Raw genomic sequence first — 25,751 nt, 5'->3', positions numbered from 1 at the left:
CTGCATCCCTATATGAAGCGCCGCGACAAGACGGCGACGGAGTCCATTTCCACTTGGCATCCCCAACACTGATCTCGCTTGACGCCATGGGGGGAGACCACGGTCCCTCGGTCGTGGTCGGCGGCGTGAAAGACTATCTCTCGCGACATGACGGCGAGGGCGTGCGTTTCCTGCTGCACGGCGACGAGGCCGCGATTCGCGCCGAGATGACGCGCTGCGGTCTGACCGACGCCGTTTGCGACGTGCGACACACCGACAAGGTTGTGGCCATGGACGAAAAGCCGGCCCAGGCCATGCGCCGGGGCAAGGGGTCCAGCCTGTGGAACGCCATCGAGGCGGTGAAGACGGGCGAGGCTGGCGCTGCCGTGTCCGCGGGCAACACCGGCGCCCTGATGGCCATCTCCAAACTGATCCTGCGCATGGCGGCGCCGGGTCTGGAACGCCCCGCCATCGTCGCCAGCTGGCCGACGACGCGCGGCTACACCGCCGTTCTGGACGTCGGCGCCAATATCGGCAGCGACGCCAAGCAGTTGATCGAATTCGCCATCATGGGCGAGGCCTTCCAGGCGGCCGTGCACGGCGTGGCCAAGCCCAGCGTTGGCCTGCTCAACGTCGGCTCCGAGGACATGAAGGGCCACGACGAGGTGCGCGAGGCCCACGCCATCCTGCGCGAGGGCGGCATTCCGCTGAACTATCACGGCTTCGTCGAGGGTGATGACATCGCAAAGGGCACGGTGGACGTGATCGTCACCGACGGCTTCACCGGCAACATCGCGCTTAAGACCGCCGAAGGCACCGCGCGCTTTATCTCGGGTCTGCTGAAAGAGGCGCTGACCTCAGGTCCGATCGCCAAGCTGGGCGCTCTGATCGCCATGCCGGCCTTGAAGCGCATGGCGGCCAAGATCGACCCCAACGCCATCAACGGCGGGCCTCTGCTGGGCCTGAACGGCATCGTCGTGAAAAGCCATGGCGGCGCCACGCCCCAAGGCTATGGAAACGCCATCCGCATCGCCGTCGATCTGGCGCGCAGCGATTATATGGCCAAGGTCGGGGCCAACCTGGGACGGCTCGCCGCCCTGGATCAACCCGCGTCCGCCGCCGAAACCCTCGGGGAGACCCACCAGTGAGCGTCATCCGCAGCGCCGTGACCGGCGTCGGCTCCTTCCTGCCGGAGAAGGTCGTCACCAACGCCGACCTGGCCAAGTTCGTCGACACCTCCGATGAGTGGATCATCGAGCGCACCGGCATCCATCAGCGCCATCAGGCCCGCGACGACGAGCCGACCAGCGATCTGGCGGTCGAGGCCGCGCGCCGCGCCCTGGCCGACGCGGGCAAGACGGCGGCTGACGTCGATCTGATCATCGTCGCCACCACGACCCCGGACAAGACCTTCCCCGCCACCGCCGCCATCGTGCAGGCCAAGCTGGGTGCGCCGGTGGGCGTCGCCTTCGACGTTCAGGCGGTCTGCTCGGGCTTCGTCTACGCCATGAGCGTGGCCGACGGCTTCGTCGCGCGCGGCATGGCCAAGTGCGCCCTGGTCATCGGCGCCGAGGAAATGACCAAGCTGATGGACTGGTCCGACCGGACAACCTGCGTCCTGTTCGGCGACGGCGCCGGCGCCTTCGTGCTGGAACCGCGCGAAGGGCAGGGCACCAAGGCGGACCAGGGCGTGCTGGGCTTCGCCCTGCGCTGCGACGGCTCCAAGTCGGACATGCTCTATGTCGACGGCGGTCCGGCCACGACCGGCACGGTCGGCCACCTGAAGATGCTCGGCAACCAGGTCTTCCGCCATGCCGTGGTGAACATCTCCGAGGCCATCGTCGGCGCGACCGAGGCGGCGGGCGTCGCGATCCCCGAAATCGACTGGTTCGTGCCGCACCAGGCCAACCAGCGCATCATTCGCGGGGTCGGCGAGCGTCTGGGCCTGGACGAGAACAAGGTCGTCTCCACCGTGGCCCTGCACGCCAACACCTCGGCGGCGTCGATCCCTCTGGCCATGGATGCGGCCATCAAGGACGGGCGCATCAAGCGTGGCGATCTGGTGGTGATCGAGGCCATGGGCGGCGGTCTGACCTGGGGGGCATGCGCCTTCCGTCTCTAGAATTGCATTCAGGGCTTTGATTCGGGGCGACTTTGCCCTTCTATGCGTGCGGATTGACAGCGGAGAGACGCAGTGACGGGACAAGACACCCTGACCCGGGCGGATTTGTGCGAGGCGGTGCATGAAGAGGTGGGGCTTTCCCGCCAGGAATGCTCCGGCCTGGTCGAGCGCACGCTCGAACTGGTGGTCGAATCGCTGGAACGCGGCGAGACGGTGAAGCTGTCTGGCTTCGGCGTCTTCCAGGTGCGCGAGAAGCGCGCCCGGATGGGGCGCAACCCCAAGACGGGCGAACCGGCGGCGATCAACCCGCGCCGGGTCATCAGCTTCCGCGCTTCACAGATCATGAAAAGCCGGGTCCACGACGCGGTCGTCGAGGACTAAGCGACTGTGGCCAAAAGCCCGAACGCCTTTCGCACCATTTCCGAGGCTGCTGACGAAGTCGGTGCTCCGCAGCACGTCCTGCGTTTTTGGGAGACGAAGTTCGACTTCATCGCTCCGGTCAAACGCGCGGGCGGTCGGCGCTTCTATCGCCCCGAGGACGTCACGGTCCTGAAGGGCGTGCGTCGCCTGCTGCACGATGAGGGGCTGACCATCCGCGGCGTCCAACGTCTGCACAAGGAGCAGGGGCTGGCACGCCTGGCGGCCTATGGCGATCCGACGACGCTGCTGGAGATCGACGCCGACGTGGAGCGCGAACCCGTTGTTTCAGGCGCAGCGCCGTTTGAGGCCGCCCGTCTGGGCGCGATTCTGGCCGACCTGGAGTCGGCGAAGGCGCGTCTGGAAGCCGTTCTGCGCCGCTGAGGCGAACTTGTTGTTCAAAGAGCGTTTTAGCGTTTGCGGACTGCGGAATCGCCGTCTATACGGAGCGCCTTCGGAGCGTGGCGCAGCCTGGTAGCGCACTTGACTGGGGGTCAAGGGGTCGCAGGTTCGAATCCTGTCGCTCCGACCATTTCCTCAGGGAAATCGGTTGGTTAAAGGGGTCGCTTTCGGGCGGCCCCTTTTGCAATTCCAGCCTGGAGCTTTTGCGCGGCCTCTTGGTCGGCGGTCCCTCATGACATGAGGGGCGTGCCGCCATTCTGGGACGACCAGGCGACATGCTCAGCAACAACATCAATCTTCACGCTGGCGCCGGGCGGATGCGGGACCTCGAAAGCGACGTCAAGGAAATCGCCGGGGGGGACCGGAGACTGGATGATCTGATAGCGTATGGGCTCGCCGACCAGCGGACGTCCGGCGAGATAGGTTGAGGCCCCGACATTGACGCTGCCCGCGGACGCCCCCGATGGCAGCCAGGTTCCCAGGCCGACGTTGTTCAAACGAGCGGAGACCAGGCTGCCTTGGGCGTTTGGGGTGATCGTGCCTTCGACTGCAGCGCGGAAGGCATGTTGGTAGCGGCTGTCCAACGCTTCCTCTCCAGGCTTGGTCATGACGAAAACGCGTCGCGGAGGCGCGGTTTGCACGACCTGGCGACCTAGTTCCGTCAGCCTGTCGACCGATAGGTCGGCGATGGTGCGGTTGTGTTCCTCCAGCGTCATCATGACAGGCGTGTCGAGGTACATCGCCAGCTTCATGTCGGTGAAGCCGATGGCGTAGGCGGTCTCCTGAATCCGCTCCGCTACGATATCGTTCTCGATCACGCCGTACTGGCGCATCTCGTATTGAGATCCGGCGCTGGTGGAATGTTCGGGGCCCGGTTCGTGGAAGGCGGCGCGGCCTCCAGGTTTGAGCACGCGATAGAATTCGGACAGCCAGGCCGCTTGATCGGCAACGTGGTGGAAGCTGTCGAAGCAGACCAGACGGTCAACGCTCTGGTCTTCGAGCGGGATCACGCCGTCACCGATTCTCTTGAAGGATACCGGGCGGCTTCGGAGGTAGGGGTGCTCGGAAACCGCCTTCCGCGCGACGTTCAGGGCCGCCTCGGAAATGTCCAAGCCGATCGCCTGGCAACCCATCAGGCCGAGGGCTTGCGACAGCCATCCAGTGCCACAGCCGAAATCAACCACGATCTGATCCGGCCTAGGCTCCAGCATTCGCAAAACCACGCTGTAGCCAGAAAGAATAGCGGGTGTTTCGTGCAGGTTGGAGAAGGGCTTGCGCAGGAAGTGCGACCAGGGGTCGGCCACGCTGGAAAAATAGCGATCGGCGCGGAGGGCATGATCGTCATGCGAGTAGGCTGCGATCAGTTTGACAACATCAACCCGCCCATGCCCGTCGACATAGAGGTGGGAGCGATCTTCCAACGCAGTGTCGACCATGAAGCCTCCAGGGGACTGGCACGCTGAACGGGACTTGAGGAAAGCAGGGTTAACGTAGTTAGGATAGCGCTGTTTTGGTTTTTGGCTTGTTCGATCTTGTCGTGCGTCAACGGGGCTCGCGCTCGGCCCAGCGCAGCATCGGGATCAGGGGCACGCCCCAGCCGATGCCGGCGACCGTGAAGAAGATCAGGTCCAGCCACCAGATGTCGGGCAGCAGGTCGTTGAGGGTCACCGCGCCCCAGACCCAGAAGGCCAGGAACAGCAGGACGCCGATGGCGGCGATGAAGCGGCGCGCGCGGGGCGGCATTAGCGCTTGCTCCTGAACAGGAAGAAGGCGACCAGGCAGATCACGGCGGCGACCATCGACCAGACCGTCCAGAGCCAGTCACCCAGCGTCGCCACGGCAAAGACGCGGATGGCCAGGAAGGCCCCGCAGCCGGCGCCGACCGCGGCGACCAGAATGGTCCCCCCGAGGCCTCGACGGCCTGTCAGCAGGTCGGCGATCCAGGCCAGAACCAGAGCGCCGACGACGGCGATGGCGATATCCGCATATGGCGCCACGGGCGCTCCTTCAGAATGGTGCGACGCTCTGGCGTCGAAAGCGACTCGATCTTGCCGCGCTTGAGGGGCATACCGCCCCGGTCGCCCGGTGGGTTTGGCGACAGTGTATCGGGGCGAACGGCAGGCGTCGAATGAACCGTTTTGTAAATCAGGATCGCAGCCGCGCGGTGGCGTTGTGGCTGTTCTTCAGCGCGGCCATGGTCTTCGCCATGGTGGTCATCGGCGGCGTGACGCGCCTGACGGGCTCGGGCCTGTCGATCACCGAGTGGAAGCCCATCATGGGCGCCATCCCGCCGCTGAACGACGCCCAATGGGCCGAGGTCTTCGACAAGTACAAGGCCATCCCGCAGTACGCCCAGGTCAACGCCGGCATGAGCCTGGGCGAGTTCCAGGGCATCTTCTGGTGGGAGTGGCTGCACCGCCTGTTCGGACGGCTGATCGGAGTGGTCTTCGCGGTCCCCTTTGTCATCTTCCTCGTGATCGGGCGGATGCCCAAGCGGCTGATCGGGCGCTGCCTGATCCTTCTGGCGCTGGGCGGGCTTCAGGGCCTGATCGGCTGGTGGATGGTGTCCAGCGGCCTGTCGGAACGGGTTGATGTCGCGCCCGAACGGCTGGCGACTCACCTGGGCCTGGCCTTCCTGATCTTTGCGGGCCTGATCTGGACCGGGCTGGAAGCCTGGAGCGGATCGGATCATTCGCGCTCGCCGCGCGGCTGGACCTGGGGCGCCGGGCTTCTGCTGGGCGCCGTCTTCCTTCAGTGCCTGCTGGGCGGGCTGGTGGCCGGGGCCAAGGCGGGCTTTGTCTTCACCGACTGGCCGATGATGAACGGCGCGGTCTTCCCGCCGGTCGAGTGGGGCATGGGCGGGCTGGCCTTCCTGCACGATCATGGTCTGGTGCAGTTCAATCACCGTCTCGGGGCCTATCTGCTGCTGGCGGCAGGCACGGCCTATGCGATTCACGCCTGGCGCTGGCGGCTGGCCGAGGGGCTGGGCGTCTCGGCCTTCGTGCTGGCGGGCTTGCTCTGGGTTCAGGCGGGGCTGGGCGTCGTCACCCTGATGCACGCCGTGCCGATCGTCCTGGGCGCGCTGCACCAGGCGGTGGCGGCGCTGGTGCTGGGCGCGGCGACGGTCAACCTGTGGCTGGTTCGCCGCTCGCGCCCGCGCCTGTTCATGAGCGGACCGCGTTCCACGGTCCTCTGATCGCGAAGGTCAGGCCGGGGTACATGATGTTCACGAACAGGACGCTGCCGTCCGGCGAGAACACGGCCCCGGCGAACTCCGAGTTCCCGGTGAAGACGTTGCGGGCGATGGTGTAGAGGCGGCCGTCGGGCGTCACGCCCTTGATGTGGTTGCGCACCTCGTCGGAATAGTTGTCCTCGCAGACGATCAGATGGCCCCAGGGCGCGATGCACAGGTTGTCGCCCATGTTCATGGTGCGCAGGTCCGTGCTTTCGACGAACAGCTGGATGCGGCCGGGGTTGCGGTCCTCCTCGGCGCTGCCCTCATCGGGCGAGGGAATGTAGCGCATGATCTGGCCGCGGCGCAGCGGACCGCCGGAGGTGGCGGTCAGATAGAGCTCATTCTCGCCCCAGAAGATGCCTTCGCCGCGCGCCACCTTCACAGCGCCCGCCGCATGACCGCGTTTGCGCAGGTCGCCGGCGGGGTCCTCGACGTCCTCCATGTCGATCCATTCGACCTCGCGCCAGTCGTTGACGGACCAGGTGCGGGCGTCGTGGTTGGAGCTGTCGGCGCTTGCTTGCCCCTTGAAGGCCATCGCCTGCAGTCGCCCGCCGCGCGCCAGCTGACCCGGAACGGTCGGGATGAAGCGATAGAAGAGGCCGTCGCCCTGGTCTTCGGTCAGGTAGGCGATGCCGGTGCGCGGGTCGATGCAGACGGCCTCGTGATCGAAGCGGCCCATGGCCTTCAGCGGCACGGGATCGACCAGGACGGTCGCGTCGGCAGGCACCTCGAACACCCAGCCGTGGGCCTTGCTCACGTCGGCGTCGGCGGGGGTCTCGACCGTTTCCTCGCAGGTCAACCAACTGCCCCAGGGCGTGTGGCCGCCGCAGCAGTTGGTCGAGGTGCCGGCCAGCGACAGGTGTTGACGCACAGTCCGGCGGGTTTCGAGATCATAGACCAGGGTGGTCGTGCCGCCGGGCAGGGGGCGACCGTCCTTGTAGGTATCATAGGCCTTCGAGGCGTCCAGCAGGCCGAGGCGCTCATGATGGAAGCCGCCGGGGCCCATATTGCGGTGAAGCGCCTTGGACCCCTTCAGCTCGTGGTTGCGGACCAGGGCCACTGTGGTCGGCGTCAGGGCGAAACAGCCCATGCCGTCGGGCTGGCCGGGGACCAGCAGGCCGTCGTCCATCGTCTCGCCGCTCTGGGAGATGACCTGATAGGTGAAGCCCTCGGGCAGATCGAGCAGGCCGTTGGGATCGGCCTTTAGCGGGCCATAGCCCTCGACCTGATTGACGTAGGTCTCTTCGCTCGCGCCCAGATCGCGTCCCTGCGCGTGGACGTTGCGGGCGAAGCCGGCGAAGGCGAAGGCCGCAGCCCCGGTCGAGATCAGTTGGCGGCGCTGCAGACGCATAAGACGACTCCGATAGGTTCGAAGCCGCTTAGAGCGGGCGCAGACGACAGCGCCGTCAAGCTAATGTGACGGTTACGCGGCTGTGGCGTTCCGTCGCCGGATCAAACGGTTGATCAGCCGATCTTCACCCGCGTTGCGGCTTCCGGCAGGTCTTCGCCGAAGGCGCGCTGGTAGAACTCGGCGATGGTGGGGCGTTCCAGCTCGTCGCACTTGTTCAGGAAGGTCAGGCGGAAGCTGAGGGCCAGGTCGCCGCCGAAGATGATGGCGTTCTGGGCCCAGGTGATGACCGTGCGGGGCGACATGACGGTCGAGATGTCGCCGTTCATGAAGGCGTTGCGGGTCATGTCGGCGACGCGGACCATGGCGGCGATGCGGCGCTTGCCCTCGGCGTCGTTCCACTCGGGGATCTTGGCGGCGACGATCTCGGCTTCGACGTCGTGGTCGAGGTAGTTCAGCGTCGTGACGATGTTCCAGCGGTCCATCTGACCTTGGTTGATCTGCTGGGTGCCGTGATACAGGCCCGAGGTGTCGCCCAGACCGATGGTGTTGGTGGTCGAGAACAGGCGGAACCAGCGGTTTGGACGGATGACGCGGTTCTGATCCAGCAGGGTCAGGCGGCCTTGGGCCTCCAGCACGCGCTGGATCACGAACATGACGTCGGGACGGCCGGCGTCGTATTCGTCGAAGACCAGGGCGACCGGGCGCTGCAGCGACCAGGGCAGGATGCCCTCGCGGAACTCGGTGATCTGCTTGCCGTCCTTCAGGACGATGGCGTCCTTGCCGACCAGATCGATGCGGCTGATGTGGCTGTCCAGGTTCACGCGGACTAGCGGCCAGTTCAGGCGGGCGGCGACTTGCTCGATGTGGGTCGACTTGCCGGTGCCGTGATAGCCCTGAACCATGACGCGGCGGTCGAAGGCGAAACCGGCGCAGATGGCCAGGGTCGTCTGCGGATCAAAGCGATAGCTCTCGTCGATCTCGGGCACATGGCTGTCGCGCGTGTCGAAGGCGGGCACGACCATGTCGGAGTCGACGCCGAACGCCTCCCTGACCGTCACCTTGCGGTGCGGCTCCAGCGTGACCAGGGGATCGGGCGAGGCGTCGAGGGGGGAGGTCATGACAGGTCGATTAGCGCAGCACGACCGGGTGGTCGAGACCCAGACCGATGCGGGCGACGCGTTCGATCAGGAAGGGCAGGCGGGCGACGACGGGAATGGCGGCGCGGCGAGCCAGATCGGCCCCGGCGCCGGTGTTGCGGACGAAGCCGGTCAGGGCGCGAACGCGGCGCACCACGGCCTTGTCCACCGGACGGCGCAGGCGGTCGTAGTCCTCGATTCGGTCAGACTGGCCGCTGAGGAAGTCGGCGGCGCAGTCCGCGAAGACGAAGGCGTCCTCTATGCCCAGGTTCATGCCGCGGGCGCCGATGGGCGAATGGATATGGGCGGCGTCTCCGCCCAGGGCGATGCGGCCCAGGCTCATGGCCGAGGCCATGCGGTGCGAGATGTGGAAGTCCGAGCGCCACAGCACGGCGCCGGCGCGCCAGCCCTCGGGCAGGTTGTCCAGCAGCGGCGGGCCGAAGCCGATCAGGCGAAACCGCGCGCCGGAATAGGGCAGGCAGACGAAAACGGCGTCGTCGCGGAAATCGATCCAGGCCTCGTCCGACGGCGGGCCGTCCAGATCGACGTCGATCAGTTGCCACGGCTCGGTCCAGGCGTCGCCGGGGAAGCCGAGGTGAAGCGCCTTGCGCACGGTGGAGTGGGCGCCGTCGGCGGCGAACAGCAGGGGCGTCCGCACGCGCTCGCCCGACGACAGGACAGCGGTGACGGCGTCGGCGTCCTGCGTTACGGCGGTCAGGGCCAGGCCGCGCTCGACCGCGACGCCGCGCGCGGCCAGGGCCTCGGTCAGCAGGGCCTCGGTGCGGGCCTGCGGCAGGATGGCGAGGGGGAAACGCGCGCCGACGTCGAGGTCGTCCAGATGCACCTCGGCCAGGGTCTGGCCGTGCCGGTGGATATGCAGGCGGGCGACGGTTCCGGCCTCGGCCAGAATGCGGGCGGTGACGCCGGTCGGTTCCAGAAGGTCGAGGGTGCGCGGATTGACGCCCAAGGCCTTGGAGGTGGCGGTAGGCGTCTCAGCGGCGTCGATCAGACGAACAGGCACGCCGCGCCGCGACAGGAAGAGCGCCGCCGCCAGTCCCGTGGGACCGGCGCCGACGATCAGGACCTGGGGCGCGGCGCTCATGGCCGCCGGCTCAGCCGGCGCTCAGGGCCACGTCGACGTTGCCGCGCGTGGCGTTGGAATAGGGGCAGACCTGATGCGCCTTGTGGATAAGGTCGTCGATCACCGCCTGATCCAGGCCGTGGTCGGTGACGTGCAGGGTCACATCCAGGTTGAAGCCCTCGCCGCGGGTGTTCTTGCCGAAGCCGACGCCGGCGGCGACCTTGGTGTCAGGGCCGACCGGCGTGCCCGCCTTGCCCGCGACCAGCCGCAGGGCGCCGAGGTAGCAGGCGGCGTAGCCAGTGGCGAAAAGCTGCTCGGGGTTGGTGCCGTCGCCGCCCTTGCCGCCCATTTCGGTCGGGACGGACAGGCGCACGTCGATCTTGCCGTCGTCGGTGGCGGAGCGGCCCTCGTCGCGGCCGCCTCCCGATGCCGTGGCGTGGGCGCGATACAAGACTTCCATGAGGCGACTCCTTTGTGGATCGAAGGAATCGAATATGGGTCTCGGTGGTTCAGAAACAACGGTTCTGTGATTCGTGTAATCCACAAGCGGGTGTTAACAAATTGGACATCACTTCCGTCGGGGAAGAGGGCCATGCATACGAACGCGCAGTACTTCTGCTATGTCTATGACGCGCCTGAGGGCACGCCCAACATGTTTGCGCTGGATGCGGACAACTGGCTTGAGGCGGTCAGTGAGACGCGGCGCATGATGCTTGAGGACGCGGGTAGCGCCTTTGCTGAGATTTGGGACGGAGCCGGCGAGAGCATGACGCGCGTCGATCTGCCCCGTCCGTCGGGTTTGTTGAAGAGCCTTAGGCGTGGCCGGCCTTCTTCAAGGTTTTCCAGGCCTTGATCACCCGTTGAAGCTTGGCCTCAGCACCCCGGTCGCCGCCGTTGGTGTCGGGGTGGAACCGTTTCAGCAGTTCATGATAGCGGGCCTTGATCGCGGCCTTGTCCGCGCCGGGCTTCAGATCGAGGTCGGTCAGGGCCGCCAGTTCGATCTTGCCGATGCGGTGTTCCTCGGCCATGGCAGGGCCTGCTTCACGCGTGCGGCGCCCGAACAGGCCGAAACTGTCGCGCCATGACCCGGCGCCCTCGCTGTTGGCTGTCCCCATCTTGGCGGCGAAGGCGGCGGTTTCACGCGTATTCTTTCCGGCCTTCATCTCCCAGGTCGGGCGGCCGCCGGTCATGGCTTCGTTTTCCTGCGCCGCGCGGATTTGGCCTTCGCTCATGCCCGCATAGAAGTTCCAGCCCTTGTTGTACTGGCCCGCATGCGCCTGACAGAAGTCATAGAAGTCGGCCAGTTGCTCGCGCGATTTCGGCGCCTTTGCGGTCGCGGGACGGCTGCAGTCCGGCCATTGGCAGGGCTTTTCACCCGGCTTCAGGCGCAGGACGTCGGCATCGGCCTGCTCGTCCTCAGGCTTGGGCGGCTTCACGCGAATGTCGGTGAAGCGAGGCTTGTATTCAAATGACGCGGACATCGACCCAAGTGTAAGCTCGAATTGGACAGCTTCAAGGAACGACCGATGTCTGACGGCCCCGTGGCGGCACTTATCCGCGAAAAACTGACGACCGCCTTCGCGCCGCAACGGATTGAGCTGGAGGATGACAGCTGGAAACACGCAGGCCATCATCACGAAGGCGGCATGGACGCCAAGGACGGCGGCGAAAGCCATTTTCAGCTGACCATTGTTTCATCGGCCTTTGAGGGGCAGGGTCGTGTCGCCCGCCAGCGCGCCATCAACAACGTCCTGAGAGATGAATTGGCGGGGCCGGTTCATGCTCTGGCCGTGCGCGCCATGACGCCCGCGGAGGTCGGCTAGGGGCGCTTGTCCCGATCTGATACGTAGAGAACCGTATTCACTTCGTCTTAGAACCTTCACCCTAGCGTTCGCCGCGGACTGATTTGCAAAGGCGGGGGCTAGCGAATGGTAGGTTCTGACGGGATCAAGGGGTTGGACGGGCAGGCACCCGGTGAAGCCGCTCAGGCGCTGACGGCGATCCTGCAGACGCATTACCTACGCTATATGATCATCGTCAGCTGGGCCGTGGGCGTCGTCGCCACCGTAGGTCTGGTTCAGGGTCTGACCTGGTTCGTGGCCACATTGGCCGCCGGAGCCTTGCGCGGCGAGGTCGAGAAGCGCGTCAGCCAAAGGGTCGGCGCCGGTTGGGGCATGGTTTTCCCCGCCGTAGCGACGGTCACTACGGCGGTCTGGGCCGTGGCTCCGTTGTTGGCCTGGTTCTCGCCTGCGCCGTTCGGTCATGAGTTGGCGATCGCCTTGTTGGTTTCCGGCTACGTCCTGGTTTTCGCCCAGCTCCGCAGCTCGCCGCGTCAGGCCATCATGATTTCATCGCCGTATGGCCTCGCGGCGGCGATCATCGCAGTCAGCCTCGCGGGCGGGCCCCTGTTCTGGCCCTTCCTGGCCTTGGTGCCGTTTACTGCAGCCAGCCTGTTTGTTCTGGTCACCATGACCATGCTGCGCGAGGAGCGCATCCGCGCCTTCCAGGAGCATCAGGCCCATCTGATCGAGGAGTTGGAGGCGGCGCGCGACAAGGCGGATGCGGCGAATGAAGCCAAGTCCAGCTTCCTGGGCGTCATCTCGCACGAACTGCGCACGCCGATGAACGGGGTGCTGGGCGCCGCCCAACTGCTGAGCGCTACCCGGCTGGAGGGGACGCAGCGCGAGTATCTGTCGATCATCCGCAACTCGGGCGACAATTTGCTGAGCCTGCTGAACGACATTCTCGACATGACCAAGATCGAAGCCGGCAAGATGAGCTTCGACGTGGTGGATGTTCAGGTCGACGAACTGCACCGTCGCATCACCGGCCCGTTCGAGGCCCAGGCCGAGGCCAAGGGCCTGACCCTGGTTTCGACCTTCGAGGGCGAACTGCCGGCGGTGGTGCGGGGCGATCCGCTGCGGGTATGCCAGGTGGTGCAGAATCTCCTGTCGAACGCCGTCAAGTTCACCGACCAGGGCGAGATCCGATACGCGGTACGCGGGCGTCGAATTTCCGACCGTAGGGTCGGGTTCGAATTTTCGGTCACTGACAGCGGGACAGGGATCTCGCGCGATGATCTGGACCGCCTGTTCCAGCCTTTCACTCAGGTCGACAACTCCTCCACGCGCAAGTTCGGCGGCACGGGGCTGGGCCTGACCATCGCCCGGCGCATGGCTCACATCATGGGTGGCGATATCACCGTCACTTCGCGTCTGGGCCAAGGATCGACCTTCACCTTGTCGATCGAGGGGGAGGTGGTTGAGTGGGCCCAAGCCGAGGCCGCAGCTCCCATCGACGCGGACGTTGAGGGCGGGGACTGCATGGATGTTCTGGTTGTCGAAGACCACCCCGTGAACCGTATGATCCTCGAGGCCTGGATGGGCTCTGCCGGACATCGCACCAGCACCGCCGAGAATGGTCAGTTGGCGGTCGATCTGGCCAAGAGCCAGAGGTTCGACCTGATCATCATGGACGTGAACATGCCGGTCATGGACGGGCTGACGGCGACGCGTCTGATCCGGGAAGGAAGGGGCGTGAACAGGGAGACCCCGATCGTGGTCCTGTCAGCATCGGCCCGGAACGAGGATCATGAAGCCGGGCTGGCGGCTGGAGCGGACGCCTATCTGAACAAGCCGATCGATTTCCGCAGTCTGGCCGGGTTGATGAGTCAGGTCCCCGGTGGGCGCGCCGCCCTGAGCCAGGCGGTTGCAGCGGTTGAAGATGCGGTGGCCGCGGCCTGAACCCGGAGCAATGCCTCGCACGGTCTAGGGCGTTCGATGATTTCAGCCGGATTTAGGCGTTGGGCGAGAAAAGCCTGACCGCCGGGGCTTCCATTCGCGGGGGCAGGCGCTAGACCCAAGGGCATGTCTTTCCTGCATGAAACCCTGACGCAGACGGTCGCCGCCGGTGAAAAACGGCTGACGGTCGATGCCGCCATTCTGGCCAAGCTGGCCGACATGGCCGGCGACTTTGCGATCAATCTGACGATCGCGGCGCTGATCTTCACCGCCACCCTGTTCATCGCACGCTGGGCGTCGGGGGTGACACGGCGGGTGCTGGGACGGATGCGGGCCTTCCGCCACGACCAGACGGTGCTGAGCTTCGCCGCCCAGGTCGTGCGGGTGGTGGTCATCATTATCGGTTTGATCGCCGTGTTGCAGCGGCTGGGCGTGCAAACGACCTCAATCATCGCGGTGCTGGGCGCGGCCTCCCTGGCGGTCGGTCTGGCGCTGCAGGGTACGTTGTCGAACGTGGCCGCCGGGGTCATGCTGCTGGTGTTGCGGCCCTATCGCGTGGGCGAGGTGATCGATGTCGGCGGCGCCTCCGGCACGGTGCAGAAGCTGGACCTGTTCACCACCCAGTTGTCGAACGCCAACAACCACAAGATCGTCATTCCCAACTCCAAGGTCCTGAGCGACGTCATCATCAATCTGACGGGCCAGCGCACGCGCCGTATCGAGATCAAGTTCACCGTTGGATACGGCGAGAACCTAAAGGACGCCTGCGAGGTGATCGCCGGCGTCGCCAGGGCGCACGGCAAGGTTCTGAAAGACCCCGCGCCCTGGACGGGTGTGACAGCCCTGCTGGACAGTTCGGTCGAGATCACCCTGCACGCCTGGGTCAATGTCGCCGACTGGTGGCAGAGCCAGGCAGACCTGATGCAAGGCGGCAAGGAGGCGCTGGACGCCGCCGGAATCGAGATACCCTTCCCGCACCAGGTCGAGGTGCCGGCCAAGGACGCCAAATTCGCCCGCATCGTCATGGCGCCGGCAGAACAACAGGAAGACTGACGCGTGCGTTACGACTTCGGATCGGACAATACGGCCGGGATGGCTCCGGCTGCGCTGGAAGCCCTGGCGGCGGCCAACTGCGGTTTCGCGCGGGCCTATGGCGCCGACAAGACCTCGGCGCGGGCGGCTGATCAGATCCGCCAACGGCTGGACGCCGACGCCGAGGTGCGCTTCGTCTTCAGCGGCACGGCGGCCAACGCCATTGCGGTCTCCATGCTGGCCCGGCCCTATGAGGCGGTGGTGACCCATCATGCGGCCCATATCTGCACAGACGAGACGGGGGCGCCCGGCTTCTTCGGTCAGGGCGTCGGCTTGATCGGCCTGCCGGGCTATTCGGGCAAGATCGACGGGCTTGCGCTGCGCGCCGCGCTTGAGGAGCCGGTCGTCGGACATCGTCAGCCGGCGGCGGCGCTGAGCGTCACCCAGGCGACGGAATACGGCGCGGTCTATTCCGAAGAAGAGCTGCGCCACCTGATCGAGCCGGCGAAACAGGCCGGGCTGGGCGTGCACATGGATGGGGCGCGACTTGCCAACGCTGTCGCGGCAGGCTTCGACCTGAAGGACATTCCGCGTCTGGGCGTCGATGTTCTGGTGTTCGGCGGGGCCAAGGCGGGCGCGAACTGCGCCGAGGCCCTGGTCATCTTCAACAAGAGCCTGACGCGACGGATCGACAACCGGCTGAAGCAGGCCGGGCAGACGGCCTCCAAGGGGCGGTTCCTGTCGGCGCCGATCCTGGGCCTGCTGGAATCGGGGGCGTGGGAGACCGGCGCGGCGCACGCCAATCTGATGGCCCAGCGTCTGGCCGAGGGGATCGAGGAGCGCTCGTCCTTCGTCCTGGCCCATCCGGTCGAGTCCAACGCCGTCTTCGTGCGGATGCCGGACGAGGCGCATCAACGCCTGAACGCCATGGGCTGGGCCTGTTACCAATTCGACGACGGATCGGTGCGGTTCGTCTGTTCCTGGGCCACGACCGAGGGAGCGGTGGACGAACTGCTCGAAGCCATCGCGAGCCTGAACTGAATGTTGCTTTCTCTCCGGCCAGGCGCAGCCCATATGCTGGAGCATGAAGATGCGCGGTGAACGATCGGGCCGACGGGGCGACTCCACGGTCAAGGCGATGGCCGCCGGACAGGCCGAGGTGAAGCAGGAGGCGCCGCCGACCCATCAGGCGCTGGCCGATCTGCTGCGCGTGGTCGCGCGCTCGGGCGCGCCGCAACTGCCGTGGCGCGTGAGCGGCGCGATCGGACTGACGCTGGCGGGCAAGGCGCTGGGCGTGGCGGCTCCGCTGATTCTGGGCGCGGCAGTCAATCATCTGGCGGCGGGGCAGGGCGCGGCGGCGGCCGTGGGCTGGGGCTTCGCCGCCTTCGCCGTGGGTTGGGCCGTGGTGCGGTTCCTGTCGGCCGCGACGCCGCAACTGTCGGACGTGGTGTTCGCACCGGTTCGGGCGGCGGCGCAGCGCCGGACGGCGGCGGAGACCTTCGCTCACGCGCTGAGCCTGTCGCTGGACTTTCACCAGACCAAGCGTTCGGGCGCCCTGTCGCGGGTCATGGATCGCGGCTCGCGGGCCGTGGACTTCCTGCTGCGGATTCTGGTGTTCAACCTGGGGCCGACCGTGGTCGAACTGGTGCTGGCGGCGGCGGTGCTGAGCGGCAAGTACGACTGGCGGTTCGGCGCGGTGGCGATCGGGGTGGTGGCGGTCTATGCGGTCGCGACCTTCGCCATGGCCAACTGGCGACTGGAGCACCGACGCGCCATGAACGCCGCCGACAGCGAGGCGGCGGGTCTGAGCGTCGACGCCCTGCTGAACTATGAGACGGTCAAGTCGTTCGGGGCCGAGGGACGGGCCGCCGAGGCCTATGACCGGTCGCTGTCGACCTATGTGGACGCGGCGCTGAAGGCCAATACCTCGCTGGCGACGCTGAACCTGGTCCAGGGCCTGATCATGAACGTCGGCCTCGGGATCATGGCCGTCATGGCCGGGTTCGAGGCGGCGGCCGGGCGGATGGGGCCGGGCGACGTGACGGCGGCGGTGCTGATCATGATTTCCCTGTATGCGCCGCTCAACATCCTGGGCTTCGCCTATCGGGAAATCCGCCAGTCCTTCATCGACATGGAGGAGATGCTGAAGGTGACGCGTCAGGCGCCCCAGGTGGCCGATGCGCCCGACGCAGTCGCCCTGCCGCGTCCCGCCAGCGGCTGCGGGGCCGAGGTCGTGTTCGACCATGTCGGCTTCCGCCACGACGCGCGGGCTGCGGGGCTCGACGACGTCAGCTTCGTCACCCCGGCCGGCACGACCACGGCCCTGGTAGGGCCGTCGGGAGCGGGCAAGTCCACTATCGTCAAGCTGGCCCTGCGCCTTCTGGATCCGCAGGAAGGGCGCGTGCTGATCGACGGGCGGGATGCCCGGTCGGTGACGCAGGCCTCTCTGAGAGCCGCCGTGGCCCTGGTGCCGCAGGATGTGGCCCTGTTTAACGACAGCATCCGCGCCAACATCGCCTTCGCCCGGCCGGACGCCGACGAGGCGGCTATCTGGGCGGCGGCCGAGGCGGCGGAACTGGCCGACTTCATCCGCAACCTGCCCGAAGGCATGGAGACGCGGGTGGGCGAGCGCGGTTTGAAGCTGTCAGGCGGCGAGCGTCAGCGCGTCGGCATCGCCCGCGCCCTGCTGGCCGATCCCTGCATCCTGATCCTGGACGAGGCCACCAGCGCCCTGGACAGCCGCACCGAGGCGGCGATCCAGAAGACGCTGCGCAAGGCGCGGGCGGGGCGCACGACCCTGGTGGTGGCGCACCGCCTGTCGACCGTGGCCGACGCCGAGCAGATTCTAGTGCTGAAGGCCGGGCGGATCGTCGAGCGCGGGGCCCATCACGAACTGGTGGCGCGTCAGGGCGGGGAATACGCCAGCCTGTGGCGCAAGCAGACGCGCGGCGCGAAAAGCCAGGTTCAGTCGGACTGAGCCACGCCCGGAACCTTGGCCTTCAGCACGTCCTTGAGGCTGGCCAGGACCTGGGTGCGGGCCTCGGCGGCGTCGGTGGGCAAGGTCAGCAACAGGCGCAGGGCCTGGGCGTGGACGGTGACGATGCGCCAGTCGAAGGGCCTGTCCTCGGGCGCCGCGTCGATCAGGTCGCACAGGTTGGCGGCGGCGGCGCACAAGTCTTTCAGCTCGAACGGGCCGGCGGCGTCGATCACGGCGCTGGAATGGTCATAGGCCTGATCGAGGACGCGTGAGGCTTCCTCGAGCGCGGCGGCCGGTTGCAACGCGGCCAAGGCCGCGACCTGTTCCTCGATCACCGCCCGGCTGCGCGTTTCCATCTCGGCCAGGTTGGCCTTGGCCTGGGCCAGGGCGACGCCGGCGCTGACGCCGCCGGGCTGGTCGATCAGGGTAGAGAGGCGCGAGCGACGGCGGTTGTGCGTGATGACGGTCATAGTTCGATCGACGCTCTGCGTTGAGTTTCGAATTCCGCCTTGCGGATTTCCTCGACGCGGCGCTCGGGGCCGTCCCAGGGAACCGCATGGAAGCGACGATCAGGCCCGAAATAGTCGCCGACTTCAAGGAAGGGGCGAGCGTCGCGGGCGACCCAGACGATGCGTTCCAGCAGAACGCCGGCGCTGAACGGCTTGGTGATCAGGAAGTTGGCGCCGCAGTCGCGGGCCTCGGCCACCTTGGAACGCCGCACGTGGGCGGCGGTCATGATGACCGGGGCGAAGGCGTTGGGCTCCAGTCCGGAGCGGCGCAGCCAGCGCACGAACTCATAGCCGCTCATGCCCGGCATTTCGCAGTCGACCAGGATCAGATCGACCGGATGGTCGCGCAGGACGGCGATGGCCTCGGCCGCGCTGGCGCAGGCGTGGCGCACCTTGATGCCGAAGCCGAGAATGGCCTGGGCCGTCAGCTCCAGCGCGAAGGGCGAATCGTCGATGACCATGGTCACCGCGCCTGCGAAGTTGAACACCGCGCTTTCGCGCAGCGATTCGCCGACTCCGTTCATGCCGCGCATGACGAGGCCCCGAGGTTCAGGGATGAGGAGGAACCGAATCGCATGGCGTCAGCTTCGGCGGCGCGACGCCGCCGCGCAATGCGCGATCAGCCCAGACGGCCGATGGCGTAGAAGCGGTCGGCGCGGGCCTTGCGGATCTGGTCCGCCGACAGCGACGACAGGGACTTCAGTTCGTCTTCCAGCACGTCGCCGACGGACTTGATGGCCTGATCGCGCGCGGTGTGGGCGCCGCCCATGGGCTCGGGGATGACGCGGTCGACGATCTTCATCGCCATCAGATCGGGAGCGGTGATCTTCATGGCCATGGCGGCGTCCTTGGCCCGTGTGCCGTCGCGCCACAGGATGCCGGCCGCGCCCTCGGGCGAGATGACCGAATAGATGGAGTGCTCCAGCATCAGGACGCGGCTGGCGGCGGCGATGGCGATGGCGCCGCCCGAACCGCCTTCGCCCGTCACCGTGGCGATGGAGGGGACGCCCAGGGTCAGACCGCGCTCGGTCGAGCGGGCGATGGCCTCGGCCTGGCCGCGCTCCTCGGCGCCGAGGCCCGGATAGGCGCCGGCGGTGTCGACGAAGGTCAGGACCGGCAGGCCGAACTGCTCGGCCATGTCCATCAGACGGACGGCCTTGCGATAGCCCTCGGGGCGGGCCATGCCGAAGTTGTGGGTGATGCGGGTCTGGGTGTCGTGACCCTTTTCGTGGCCCATGACCACGACGGATTGACCGCGGAAGCGGGCCAGACCGCCGAGGATGGCCTGGTCGTCGCCGAACTGACGGTCGCCGTGCAGTTCCACGAAGTCGGTGAACAGGCCTTCGATATAGTCGACGAAGTGCGGACGCTGCGGGTGGCGCGCGACCTGGGTGCGCATCCAGGGGTCGAGGTTGGCGTAGGTCTTCACCCGCAGGGCGTCGGCCTTCTTGCGCAGGGCGGCGATCTCGGTCTCGAACGAGCCGCTGGTCGGGGCCAGATGCGACAGCTCCGCGATCTTGGCTTCCAGCTCGGCGATGGGCTTTTCGAATTCGAGATAGTGCGTGGCCATAAGGCGTCCGTGAGGAGAAGCGCGGTTGGCGCTACGGAAAGCGGCGGAAACTAGAGCGGTGAACGCCGCGGGGCAAGCCGGGTTCAGTCGTCCTTCGCCAGGGGATGTTTGGAATGCACGACCTGGGCGAGGCGGTCGGTCGCCACGTGGGTGTAGATCTGGGTGGTTGAGATGTCGGCGTGGCCCAGCAGGGTCTGGACCACGCGCAGGTCGGCGCCGCCTTCCAGCAGGTGGGTGGCGAAGGCGTGGCGCAGGACGTGGGGGCTGACGCGGGCCGGGTCGATATTGGCCGCCAGCGCCGCCTGATCCAGCAGTTGGGCGAAGCGGCGAGGCGTCAGGCAGCCGGTCTTGCCGTGCGAGGGGAAGAGCCAGACGGTGTCGGGTGTGTTCGGCTTGCGCGCGGCGTCGCGGGCGTCCAGCCAGGCCTTGATGGAGTGGCGGGCCGCGGCGTTCAGCGGGGCCAGCCGCTCCTTGCCGCCCTTGCCGCGCACGATCAGATAGGCCGGATCGCGGCGCACGGCCTCGACCTTGAGCGCCAGCAGCTCGGACACGCGCAGGCCTGAGGCGTAGGCCATTTCCACCAAGGCGACGAGACGCAGGCCCGCCGCGCTGTCGGCGGCGCCGGCGGCGGCCAGCAGGGCCTCAATCTCGTCGCGGCTGAGGGTTTTTGGCAGGCTGCGGCCCTGTTTGGGGGCGTCGATGCGGCGGGAGGGGTCGTCGCTGCGCCAGCCTTCGCCCAGGGCGAAGCGGTAGAACTGACGCACGGAAGATCGCCTGCGCGCCGCCGTGGCCGCCGACAGGCCGCGCCGGGACAGGTCAGCGAACCAGGCCTCGACCGCTTCCTGAGACGCGTCCATCAGGCCGCCAGCATCCGACAGCCAGACCTCGGCGTCGGCCAGGTCGCGGCCATAGGCGGACAGGGTGTGGGGCGAGGCGTCGCGCTCGACCGCCATCATTTCCAGAAAGGCCTCGACCTGGGGCGTCATGCGGCGCGCTCAACACAGGTGTGGAGCGAACGGCCGGGTCGTGTAGAGAATAGTGGAACCATGCCTGCCGACGCCTCGCCCGATTCCTCGCCCCTGTCGCCGTCCTTGACGCCTGACCGCACCATAAGCCTGGTGGGGCTGATGGGCGTGGGAAAATCGACGGTGGGACGCAGACTGGCGCAGCGGCTGGGTCTGCCCTTCCACGACGGCGACCACGAGATCGAGGCCGCCGCCGGCATGAGCGTCAGCGAAATCTTCGCCAGCCGGGGCGAGGCCGAGTTCCGGGCGGGCGAGGCGCGAATCATGCGCCGCCTGCTGGAAGGCCCGCCCATTGTCCTGGCGACCGGCGGCGGGGCCATGATGAACCCCGAGACGCGGGCATTGATGAAGAAGCATTCGGTCAGCGTCTGGATGCGGGCTGACCTGAAGGTGATTGCCGAACGCGTGCAGCGGCGCGACACCCGGCCCCTGCTGCGCGGACGCGATCCGCTGGAGGCCCTGAGCCAGCTGGCCGAGGCCCGCTACCCCATTTACGCCGAGGCCGACCTGACGGTGGACGTCGGCGGCGGCTCGCACGGCCAGGCGGTCGAGGCCATCATTCGAGAACTGCGGCGCCACGCCCGCGAGGAGAGCAAGCGATGACGACGACGATCCCGGTCGGGGGCGAGGGCTTCGCCGCCTATGAGGTCGTGGTCGGGCGCGGGCTGCTGAAAGAGGCCGGGGCGCGGGTCGCGGCGTTGAAGCCGACGCGGGCCTTTATCGTCAGCGACGAGACGGTGGCGGCGATCCGCGGCGAGACTGTTAGGGCGGCGCTGGAAGGCGCGGGGCTGGCGACTGGGATCGTGACGGTTCCGGCGGGCGAGGCGTCCAAGTCGTTCGAGCAACTGGAAGCAGTGCTGGATCGGCTGCTGGCCGAGGGGCTGGATCGCAAGAGCCTGGTCGTGGCCCTGGGCGGCGGGGTCGTGGGCGATCTGGCCGGGCTGGCGGCGGCCCTGTTCATGCGCGGCATCGACTTCGTGCAGGTTCCGACGACCCTGCTGGCCCAGGTGGATTCCTCGGTCGGCGGCAAGACGGCCATCGACACGCCGCGCGGCAAGAATCTGATCGGCGCCTTCCACCAGCCGCGTCTGGTGCTGGCCGACATCGAGGCCCTGGCCACCCTGCCGGTGCGGCAGGTGCGCTCGGGCTGGGCCGAGGTGCTGAAGCACGGGCTGATCTGCGACGCGGCCTTCTTCGACTGGCTGGGCGGAGAGGGGGCTTCGGGCGCCGAGGGCGACCCAGACGCCCTGGAGCGGGCGGTGATCCGCTCGGTCGAGATCAAGGCGCAGATCGTCGGCGAGGACGAGAAGGAGGCGGGGCGGCGCGCCTTGCTGAACCTGGGGCATACCTTTGGGCACGCACTGGAGGCCGAGCTGGGTTTTGGCGACGCCCTGACCCACGGCGAGGCGGTGGCCCTGGGCTGCGCCATGGCGTTCCGGTATTCGGCGCGTCAGGGGCTGTGTTCGGCGGCGGACGCCGAGAAGGCCGAGGTCGGGATCAAGGCGGCGGGTCTGCCGACGCGGCTGGCCGATGTGGGTCAGGTCTTTGACGCTGACGCCCTGATCGGGCGGATGGCCGGGGACAAGAAGGCCGAGGGCGGACGGCTGACGCTGATTCTGGCGCGGGCCATCGGCGACGCCTTCACCGACAAGGACGTGGACGCCGAGGCGGTGCGGGCCTTCCTGATCGAGGAAGGCGCGGCCGCGTGAAGTTGAGCCCCGTCGTTCTTGAAAATCGCTTTGTTCGGCTGGAGCCGTTCACGGCGGGGCTGGAGGGCGAGGTGAGGGCGGCCCTGGACTGTGATGCCGAGGCCTGGAACGGCATGGTCGGCGCGGCATACGGCGAGCATTTCGACGGCTGGTGGGCGGCGGCGCTGCAGGCGATGGCCAGCGGCTCGCGCATCGCCTTCGCCGTGCGGCGGCTCAGCGACGGCGCGGTGGTCGGCACGACCAGCCTCTATGAGATCAAGCCGGAGCATCGGCGTTGCGAGATCGGCTCGACCTTCTATCGGCCCGATGCGCGCGGCGGGGCGGTCAATCCGGCGTGCAAGCGGTTGTTGCTCGACTACGCCTTTTCCAGCGGCGCGGTGCGGGTCGAGATCATCACCGACGCCCAGAACGCCGCCAGCGCCGCCGCCATCCGCAAGCTGGGCGCGCGCGACGAGGGCGTGCTGAGGAAGCACAAGATCACATGGACCGGCCGCGTGCGCGACACGGCCCAGTTCGCGGTTCTGGACGAGGACTGGCCCGAGGTGCGGGGCAGGCTGGATGAGCGGCTGGCGAAGTTCGCCTAGTCCACGGCCCGGCATTCGGTCGGTTCGCGACCGTCGGCGGTCCAGGTCGACTGAACGCCCTTGCCGCGCAGCTCGTAGCCGCTGGCGCGATACCAGATGCCGTCAGCGGCGCGTTCCTGGAACAAATCGACCGCTTCGCCCGACGAGTTGCGCACCGTCGCCATCCGGCGCGGATTGTCGAAGTCCACCGACAGGCGCTCGCTGTTGTTGCACAGATAGACGGTGCGGATGACGCGGTTCAGGGCGCGGTCCTGAAGCTCGGCGCCGGTGCGTTTGCGGGCGGTCTGGGCCTCGACGGCGCGTTCGCGCACGGCGTCGCCGTCGGTTGGGGCTTCGCGAGGTTCCGGCCCGCAGGCGGCGACCAGGGCGGTCAGGATGAAGGCCGGAGCGGCGCGAAGGAGCGGGTGCGACAAGCGGAGGCCTCCAAGGTCAAGCTTATCGCGTCAACGTCCCGCAGCGGCGCGTGTTCCGCGTCTCGCCCGGAAGAAGGCGCGCAGGGCGTCGGCGGCGGGCTCGGCCAGAACACCGCCCTCGGTCGTCGGTCGCCAGTGGCAGGTCGGCTGATCGAAGAAGCGCCCGCCGTGGATCACCGCGCCGCCCTTGGGATCGTCCGCCCCCCAGACCACGCGGCCGATGCGGGCGTGGCTGATCGCGCCGGCGCACATGGCGCAAGGTTCCAGCGTGACGTAGAGGGTGAGGTCCGTAAGGCGATAATTCTGCAACTTCGCCGCCGCATCTCGCAGGGCGACGATTTCGGCATGAGCTGTCGGATCATGGGCGGTTATGGGGCCGTTTTGCCCGCGACCAAGCACTTCGCCGGTCATTTCGTCGACAATTATCGCGCCCACGGGCACTTCGCCCGCTTGCGCCGCCGCTTGCGCCAAGTCGAGCGCCATGCTCATGAACCGCTCATCATGGATCGCCATCCCAAAGACAACGACAAGAAGCCCCGCTCCCGTCAAGACGACGGCCCGCGCGGCCCCCGCAAATTCGCCGACGCGCGCCCGGACAAGGGCGGCTTCGGAGACCGGAAAGGCCCGCCGCGCGGCGATCGCAAGGATGATCGCGGCGACAAGCCTTTTGTGAAGGGCGCCGGCAAGGGCGGGCCGAAAGCGGCCAAGGAACCCGTCGCTCCGCTGCGCAGCGAGCGAATCGCCAAGGCCATGGCCCGCGCCGGCATCGCCTCGCGCCGCGAGGTCGAGCGCCTGATCGGTCTGGGCAAGGTGGCGGTCAACGGCCGCATCCTGGACACGCCGGCGACCCTGGTGACGCGCGACGACGTCATCACCGTGAACGGCAAGCCCATGGGCTCGGCTCAGGCGACGCGCGTCTGGCGCTATCACAAGCCGGCAGGTCTGATCACCAGCCACAACGATCCGGCGGGCCGCCCGACCGTGTTCGACGCCCTGCCCAGCGGTCTGCCGCGCGTGATCTCGGTCGGACGTCTCGATCTGAACACCGAAGGCTTGCTGCTGCTGACCAATGACGGCGAGCTGAGCCGGGCGCTGGAAATGCCCGACACGGCCCTGGTGCGCCACTATCGCGCCCGCGCCCGCGGCCGCATCACCCAGGAGCAGCTGGACAAGCTGAAGACCGGCTGCACCATCGACGGCGTCCACTACGGCCCGATGGAAGCGACCATCGATAAGGCCAAGGAAAAGGGCGAGGGCGAAAAGTCGTCGGCCAACCTGTGGATTAGCGTCTCGATCACCGAAGGCAAGAACCGCGAGGTCCGCAAGGTGCTGGAGTCGGTGGGGCTGACGGTGAACCGCCTGATCCGTCTGGCCTATGGCCCGTTCCAGCTCGGCACCTTGCCGGTCGGGGCGGTTGAGGAAGTCGGCCCGCGCGTCATCCGCGAGATGCTGGCCGACTACATCCGGCCCGAGAACCTGCCGACCGGCAACACGGTTTCGACCCCCGCGCCGATCCCCGGTCGCCGCACCTCGTCGCCGATCGTGACGGGCAAGTCGGGCTCGGCCATGTCTGATCCGTCGCGTAAGCCCAGCCGTGTCCGCGCCGCCACGGAGGCGCAGGCCGACGCGGTCGACCGCCGCGAGCGCCCCGCCAAGAAGGAAGGCTGGGCCAAGGCGACGCCGAAGTTCGAGCACACCAAGACCTTCAAGCCGCGCGCCCGGCCGCAAGCCGCCGAGGGCGGCGAATGGGCGGATCGTCCGCGCAAGCCCTTCAACCGCGAGCCCCGCAGCGATCAGTTCATCGACGACCGCCGCGCGCCGCGTGACGGCGCCAAGGGCGGGTTCAAGCCGCGTGAAGGCGGTTTCGGCGATCGGCCCCAGCGGGACTTCAAACCGCGTTCGGGCGGCAAGCCCGGCGGCTTCGGCGGCAAGCCGGGCGGCGGCTCGCGCCCCGGCGGCGGCAAACCCTTCGGCGGCAAGCCTTCGGGCGGTCGCGGCGGTCCGCGCGACCGCGGCTAAGGGCTGGACGGAGGGCTGACCATGGTCGAGGGCAAGGACGGCGCGCGTCTGGCGGGCCGTTGCCTGTGCGGGGCGGTGACCTTCACCGCCGCGCCGCAGGGCGGGATGCATGCCTGTCACTGCGAGAGCTGTCGCCGGATTTCGGGCGGGGTTTCGCTGAGCGTCAACTGCGGCGACAGCCTCGAGGTTGCTGGTTCCGTCGCCACCTACGACTCGTCGGAATGGGCGGAACGCCAGTTCTGCCCGACCTGCGGGACGGGCCTGTTCTGGCGTCTGAAGGCAGGGGGCATGACCATGGTCTCGGTCCAGGCCTTCGACGATCCCTCGGTCTTCGCCTTCGAGGACGAGATCTACATCGACTCCAAGCCCGCAAACTATGACTTCGCCGGCGACCGCCCGCGCCTGACCGGCGCGGAGGTCGAGGCTCTGTACGCGTCGGAAGAAGGCTGA

At 67.5% G+C, this 25,751-nt stretch carries 29 protein-coding genes and 1 tRNA gene; 16 read left to right on the top strand and 14 right to left on the bottom strand.

Annotated elements, in window-relative coordinates; translation table 11 throughout:
- The first annotated feature begins 53 nt into the window (after window positions 1-53).
- The 5 genes from plsX to RTY13_RS11375 all read left to right on the top strand — a co-directional run bounded on the left by plsX (window position 54) and on the right by RTY13_RS11375 (window position 3,050).
- Window positions 54-1,127, top strand: coding sequence for a phosphate acyltransferase PlsX (gene plsX, locus RTY13_RS11395; RefSeq protein WP_312783512.1), 1,074 nt, complete (start codon window positions 54-56; stop codon window positions 1,125-1,127).
- Entirely contained in the window at window positions 1,124-2,101 is a 978-nt protein-coding gene (locus RTY13_RS11390) for a beta-ketoacyl-ACP synthase III (protein WP_312783511.1), read from the top strand. The genes plsX and RTY13_RS11390 overlap by 4 nt, the downstream gene beginning before the upstream one ends.
- 72 nt (window positions 2,102-2,173) lie before the next feature.
- The gene (locus tag RTY13_RS11385; RefSeq protein WP_105562122.1) at window positions 2,174-2,482 is read left to right on the top strand and encodes an integration host factor subunit alpha; all 309 of its coding nucleotides are present in this window, start codon (window positions 2,174-2,176) and stop codon (window positions 2,480-2,482) included.
- Window positions 2,483-2,488: 6 nt separating this feature from the next.
- A complete protein-coding gene (locus RTY13_RS11380) occupies window positions 2,489-2,902 on the top strand; it encodes a MerR family transcriptional regulator (protein WP_312783510.1) in 414 nt (137 codons plus the stop codon).
- A 71-nt stretch (window positions 2,903-2,973) separates the two neighbouring features.
- A tRNA-Pro gene (locus RTY13_RS11375) sits at window positions 2,974-3,050 on the top strand.
- A gap of 100 nt (window positions 3,051-3,150) precedes the next feature.
- Here RTY13_RS11375 and RTY13_RS11370 read toward each other — a convergent pair.
- From RTY13_RS11370 to RTY13_RS11360, 3 genes are all read right to left on the bottom strand, one after another.
- Window positions 3,151-4,356 (bottom strand): class I SAM-dependent methyltransferase, encoded by a 1,206-nt coding sequence (locus RTY13_RS11370; protein WP_312783509.1) that lies wholly within the window; start codon window positions 4,354-4,356, stop codon window positions 3,151-3,153.
- Between the two features lie 106 nt (window positions 4,357-4,462).
- Complete coding sequence (locus RTY13_RS11365; RefSeq protein WP_312783508.1) at window positions 4,463-4,663, bottom strand: DUF2842 domain-containing protein; 201 nt, start codon at window positions 4,661-4,663, stop codon at window positions 4,463-4,465.
- Entirely contained in the window at window positions 4,663-4,917 is a 255-nt protein-coding gene (locus RTY13_RS11360; protein ID WP_312783507.1) for a transglycosylase, read from the bottom strand. The genes RTY13_RS11365 and RTY13_RS11360 overlap by 1 nt, the downstream gene beginning before the upstream one ends.
- A gap of 131 nt (window positions 4,918-5,048) precedes the next feature.
- Here RTY13_RS11360 and RTY13_RS11355 point away from each other — a divergent pair, with 131 nt between their 5' ends.
- Window positions 5,049-6,116 carry a COX15/CtaA family protein gene (locus RTY13_RS11355; protein ID WP_312783506.1) on the top strand — a complete coding sequence of 356 codons (1,068 nt, stop codon included), beginning with the start codon at window positions 5,049-5,051 and terminating at the stop codon, window positions 6,114-6,116.
- On the opposite strand, the gene RTY13_RS11350 is transcribed toward RTY13_RS11355, so the two are convergent.
- The 5 genes from RTY13_RS11350 to RTY13_RS11330 form a co-directional block, all read right to left on the bottom strand.
- Window positions 6,085-7,506 carry an alkaline phosphatase PhoX gene (locus tag RTY13_RS11350; RefSeq protein WP_312783505.1) on the bottom strand — a complete coding sequence of 474 codons (1,422 nt, stop codon included), beginning with the start codon at window positions 7,504-7,506 and terminating at the stop codon, window positions 6,085-6,087. The two genes, RTY13_RS11355 and RTY13_RS11350, sit on opposite strands and share 32 nt — an antisense overlap.
- 113 nt (window positions 7,507-7,619) lie before the next feature.
- Window positions 7,620-8,624, bottom strand: a complete 1,005-nt coding sequence (gene cobS, locus RTY13_RS11345) for a cobaltochelatase subunit CobS (RefSeq protein WP_292083017.1) — start codon at window positions 8,622-8,624, stop codon at window positions 7,620-7,622.
- Between the two features lie 10 nt (window positions 8,625-8,634).
- On the bottom strand, window positions 8,635-9,744 hold the full coding sequence (locus RTY13_RS11340) for an FAD-dependent oxidoreductase (protein ID WP_312783504.1): 1,110 nt from the start codon (window positions 9,742-9,744) through the stop codon (window positions 8,635-8,637).
- A gap of 10 nt (window positions 9,745-9,754) precedes the next feature.
- Window positions 9,755-10,183 carry an organic hydroperoxide resistance protein gene (locus RTY13_RS11335; RefSeq protein ID WP_312783503.1) on the bottom strand — a complete coding sequence of 143 codons (429 nt, stop codon included), beginning with the start codon at window positions 10,181-10,183 and terminating at the stop codon, window positions 9,755-9,757.
- A 352-nt stretch (window positions 10,184-10,535) separates the two neighbouring features.
- Window positions 10,536-11,204: a J domain-containing protein gene (locus RTY13_RS11330; RefSeq protein ID WP_312783502.1), complete on the bottom strand. Its 669-nt coding sequence runs from the start codon at window positions 11,202-11,204 to the stop codon at window positions 10,536-10,538.
- Between the two features lie 45 nt (window positions 11,205-11,249).
- Here RTY13_RS11330 and RTY13_RS11325 point away from each other — a divergent pair, with 45 nt between their 5' ends.
- From RTY13_RS11325 to RTY13_RS11305, 5 genes are all read left to right on the top strand, one after another.
- Complete coding sequence (locus RTY13_RS11325) at window positions 11,250-11,546, top strand: BolA family protein (protein ID WP_312783501.1); 297 nt, start codon at window positions 11,250-11,252, stop codon at window positions 11,544-11,546.
- A 105-nt stretch (window positions 11,547-11,651) separates the two neighbouring features.
- Window positions 11,652-13,466, top strand: coding sequence for an ATP-binding protein (locus RTY13_RS11320; protein WP_312783500.1), 1,815 nt, complete (start codon window positions 11,652-11,654; stop codon window positions 13,464-13,466).
- A gap of 123 nt (window positions 13,467-13,589) precedes the next feature.
- Window positions 13,590-14,516, top strand: a complete 927-nt coding sequence (locus RTY13_RS11315; protein WP_312783499.1) for a mechanosensitive ion channel family protein — start codon at window positions 13,590-13,592, stop codon at window positions 14,514-14,516.
- A gap of 3 nt (window positions 14,517-14,519) precedes the next feature.
- On the top strand, window positions 14,520-15,536 hold the full coding sequence (locus RTY13_RS11310; protein ID WP_312783498.1) for a beta-eliminating lyase-related protein: 1,017 nt from the start codon (window positions 14,520-14,522) through the stop codon (window positions 15,534-15,536).
- A gap of 49 nt (window positions 15,537-15,585) precedes the next feature.
- Window positions 15,586-17,472, top strand: a complete 1,887-nt coding sequence (locus RTY13_RS11305; RefSeq protein ID WP_409450306.1) for an ABCB family ABC transporter ATP-binding protein/permease — start codon at window positions 15,586-15,588, stop codon at window positions 17,470-17,472.
- Here RTY13_RS11305 and RTY13_RS11300 read toward each other — a convergent pair.
- From RTY13_RS11300 to RTY13_RS11285, 4 genes are all read right to left on the bottom strand, one after another.
- Entirely contained in the window at window positions 17,460-17,942 is a 483-nt protein-coding gene (locus RTY13_RS11300; RefSeq protein WP_312783497.1) for a chemotaxis protein CheE, read from the bottom strand. The two genes, RTY13_RS11305 and RTY13_RS11300, sit on opposite strands and share 13 nt — an antisense overlap.
- Window positions 17,939-18,514 (bottom strand): response regulator, encoded by a 576-nt coding sequence (locus tag RTY13_RS11295; RefSeq protein ID WP_312783496.1) that lies wholly within the window; start codon window positions 18,512-18,514, stop codon window positions 17,939-17,941. The genes RTY13_RS11300 and RTY13_RS11295 overlap by 4 nt, the downstream gene beginning before the upstream one ends.
- An 86-nt stretch (window positions 18,515-18,600) precedes the next feature.
- A complete protein-coding gene (locus tag RTY13_RS11290) occupies window positions 18,601-19,551 on the bottom strand; it encodes an acetyl-CoA carboxylase carboxyltransferase subunit alpha (protein WP_312783495.1) in 951 nt (316 codons plus the stop codon).
- Between the two features lie 83 nt (window positions 19,552-19,634).
- Window positions 19,635-20,537, bottom strand: coding sequence for a tyrosine recombinase (locus RTY13_RS11285; protein WP_312783494.1), 903 nt, complete (start codon window positions 20,535-20,537; stop codon window positions 19,635-19,637).
- A 60-nt stretch (window positions 20,538-20,597) separates the two neighbouring features.
- Here RTY13_RS11285 and RTY13_RS11280 point away from each other — a divergent pair, with 60 nt between their 5' ends.
- Genes RTY13_RS11280 through RTY13_RS11270 form a run of 3 tightly spaced genes read left to right on the top strand, consistent with a single transcriptional unit; the run spans window position 20,598 to window position 22,869 of the window.
- Window positions 20,598-21,179, top strand: a complete 582-nt coding sequence (locus RTY13_RS11280) for a shikimate kinase (protein ID WP_312783493.1) — start codon at window positions 20,598-20,600, stop codon at window positions 21,177-21,179.
- Complete coding sequence (gene aroB, locus RTY13_RS11275) at window positions 21,176-22,285, top strand: 3-dehydroquinate synthase (RefSeq protein WP_312783492.1); 1,110 nt, start codon at window positions 21,176-21,178, stop codon at window positions 22,283-22,285. The genes RTY13_RS11280 and aroB overlap by 4 nt, the downstream gene beginning before the upstream one ends.
- Window positions 22,282-22,869, top strand: coding sequence for a GNAT family protein (locus RTY13_RS11270; protein ID WP_312783491.1), 588 nt, complete (start codon window positions 22,282-22,284; stop codon window positions 22,867-22,869). Before aroB ends, RTY13_RS11270 begins: the two co-directional genes overlap by 4 nt.
- Here RTY13_RS11270 and RTY13_RS11265 read toward each other — a convergent pair.
- Window positions 22,866-23,282, bottom strand: a complete 417-nt coding sequence (locus RTY13_RS11265) for an MliC family protein (RefSeq protein WP_312783490.1) — start codon at window positions 23,280-23,282, stop codon at window positions 22,866-22,868. The two genes, RTY13_RS11270 and RTY13_RS11265, sit on opposite strands and share 4 nt — an antisense overlap.
- 30 nt (window positions 23,283-23,312) lie before the next feature.
- Window positions 23,313-23,795: a tRNA adenosine(34) deaminase TadA gene (gene tadA / locus RTY13_RS11260; RefSeq protein WP_312783489.1), complete on the bottom strand. Its 483-nt coding sequence runs from the start codon at window positions 23,793-23,795 to the stop codon at window positions 23,313-23,315.
- On the opposite strand from tadA, the gene RTY13_RS11255 reads away from it, so the two are divergent.
- Window positions 23,784-25,301 (top strand): pseudouridine synthase, encoded by a 1,518-nt coding sequence (locus tag RTY13_RS11255; protein ID WP_312783488.1) that lies wholly within the window; start codon window positions 23,784-23,786, stop codon window positions 25,299-25,301. The genes tadA and RTY13_RS11255 overlap by 12 nt on opposite strands.
- 21 nt (window positions 25,302-25,322) lie before the next feature.
- Window positions 25,323-25,751, top strand: a complete 429-nt coding sequence (locus RTY13_RS11250) for a GFA family protein (RefSeq protein WP_312783487.1) — start codon at window positions 25,323-25,325, stop codon at window positions 25,749-25,751.

This window comes from Brevundimonas sp. (genome assembly GCF_032055285.1).
Taxonomy (GTDB): domain Bacteria; phylum Pseudomonadota; class Alphaproteobacteria; order Caulobacterales; family Caulobacteraceae; genus Brevundimonas.
Note: the sequence above shows the minus strand (reverse complement) of the source record. Positions and strands in the feature narration are given on the sequence as shown.

Excerpts from the sequence above, each read along its gene's own strand:
- RTY13_RS11255 (WP_312783488.1), top strand. The coding sequence starts at position 23,784 with ATGGATCGCCATCCCAAAGACAACGACAAGAAGCCCCGCTCCCGTCAA.
- RTY13_RS11340 (WP_312783504.1), bottom strand. The coding sequence starts at position 9,744 with ATGAGCGCCGCGCCCCAGGTCCTGATCGTCGGCGCCGGTCCCACGGGA.
- RTY13_RS11295 (WP_312783496.1), bottom strand. The coding sequence starts at position 18,514 with ATGCGCGGCATGAACGGAGTCGGCGAATCGCTGCGCGAAAGCGCGGTG.
- RTY13_RS11250 (WP_312783487.1), top strand. The coding sequence starts at position 25,323 with ATGGTCGAGGGCAAGGACGGCGCGCGTCTGGCGGGCCGTTGCCTGTGC.
- RTY13_RS11305 (WP_409450306.1), top strand. The coding sequence starts at position 15,586 with ATGCGCGGTGAACGATCGGGCCGACGGGGCGACTCCACGGTCAAGGCG.
- RTY13_RS11355 (WP_312783506.1), top strand. The coding sequence starts at position 5,049 with ATGAACCGTTTTGTAAATCAGGATCGCAGCCGCGCGGTGGCGTTGTGG.
- RTY13_RS11290 (WP_312783495.1), bottom strand. The coding sequence starts at position 19,551 with ATGGCCACGCACTATCTCGAATTCGAAAAGCCCATCGCCGAGCTGGAA.
- tadA (WP_312783489.1), bottom strand. The coding sequence starts at position 23,795 with ATGGCGATCCATGATGAGCGGTTCATGAGCATGGCGCTCGACTTGGCG.
- RTY13_RS11300 (WP_312783497.1), bottom strand. The coding sequence starts at position 17,942 with ATGACCGTCATCACGCACAACCGCCGTCGCTCGCGCCTCTCTACCCTG.
- RTY13_RS11330 (WP_312783502.1), bottom strand. The coding sequence starts at position 11,204 with ATGTCCGCGTCATTTGAATACAAGCCTCGCTTCACCGACATTCGCGTG.
- RTY13_RS11320 (WP_312783500.1), top strand. The coding sequence starts at position 11,652 with ATGGTAGGTTCTGACGGGATCAAGGGGTTGGACGGGCAGGCACCCGGT.
- aroB (WP_312783492.1), top strand. The coding sequence starts at position 21,176 with ATGACGACGACGATCCCGGTCGGGGGCGAGGGCTTCGCCGCCTATGAG.
- RTY13_RS11325 (WP_312783501.1), top strand. The coding sequence starts at position 11,250 with ATGTCTGACGGCCCCGTGGCGGCACTTATCCGCGAAAAACTGACGACC.
- RTY13_RS11315 (WP_312783499.1), top strand. The coding sequence starts at position 13,590 with ATGTCTTTCCTGCATGAAACCCTGACGCAGACGGTCGCCGCCGGTGAA.
- RTY13_RS11280 (WP_312783493.1), top strand. The coding sequence starts at position 20,598 with ATGCCTGCCGACGCCTCGCCCGATTCCTCGCCCCTGTCGCCGTCCTTG.
- RTY13_RS11350 (WP_312783505.1), bottom strand. The coding sequence starts at position 7,506 with ATGCGTCTGCAGCGCCGCCAACTGATCTCGACCGGGGCTGCGGCCTTC.
- RTY13_RS11285 (WP_312783494.1), bottom strand. The coding sequence starts at position 20,537 with ATGACGCCCCAGGTCGAGGCCTTTCTGGAAATGATGGCGGTCGAGCGC.
- RTY13_RS11370 (WP_312783509.1), bottom strand. The coding sequence starts at position 4,356 with ATGGTCGACACTGCGTTGGAAGATCGCTCCCACCTCTATGTCGACGGG.
- RTY13_RS11335 (WP_312783503.1), bottom strand. The coding sequence starts at position 10,183 with ATGGAAGTCTTGTATCGCGCCCACGCCACGGCATCGGGAGGCGGCCGC.
- cobS (WP_292083017.1), bottom strand. The coding sequence starts at position 8,624 with ATGACCTCCCCCCTCGACGCCTCGCCCGATCCCCTGGTCACGCTGGAG.
- RTY13_RS11365 (WP_312783508.1), bottom strand. The coding sequence starts at position 4,663 with ATGCCGCCCCGCGCGCGCCGCTTCATCGCCGCCATCGGCGTCCTGCTG.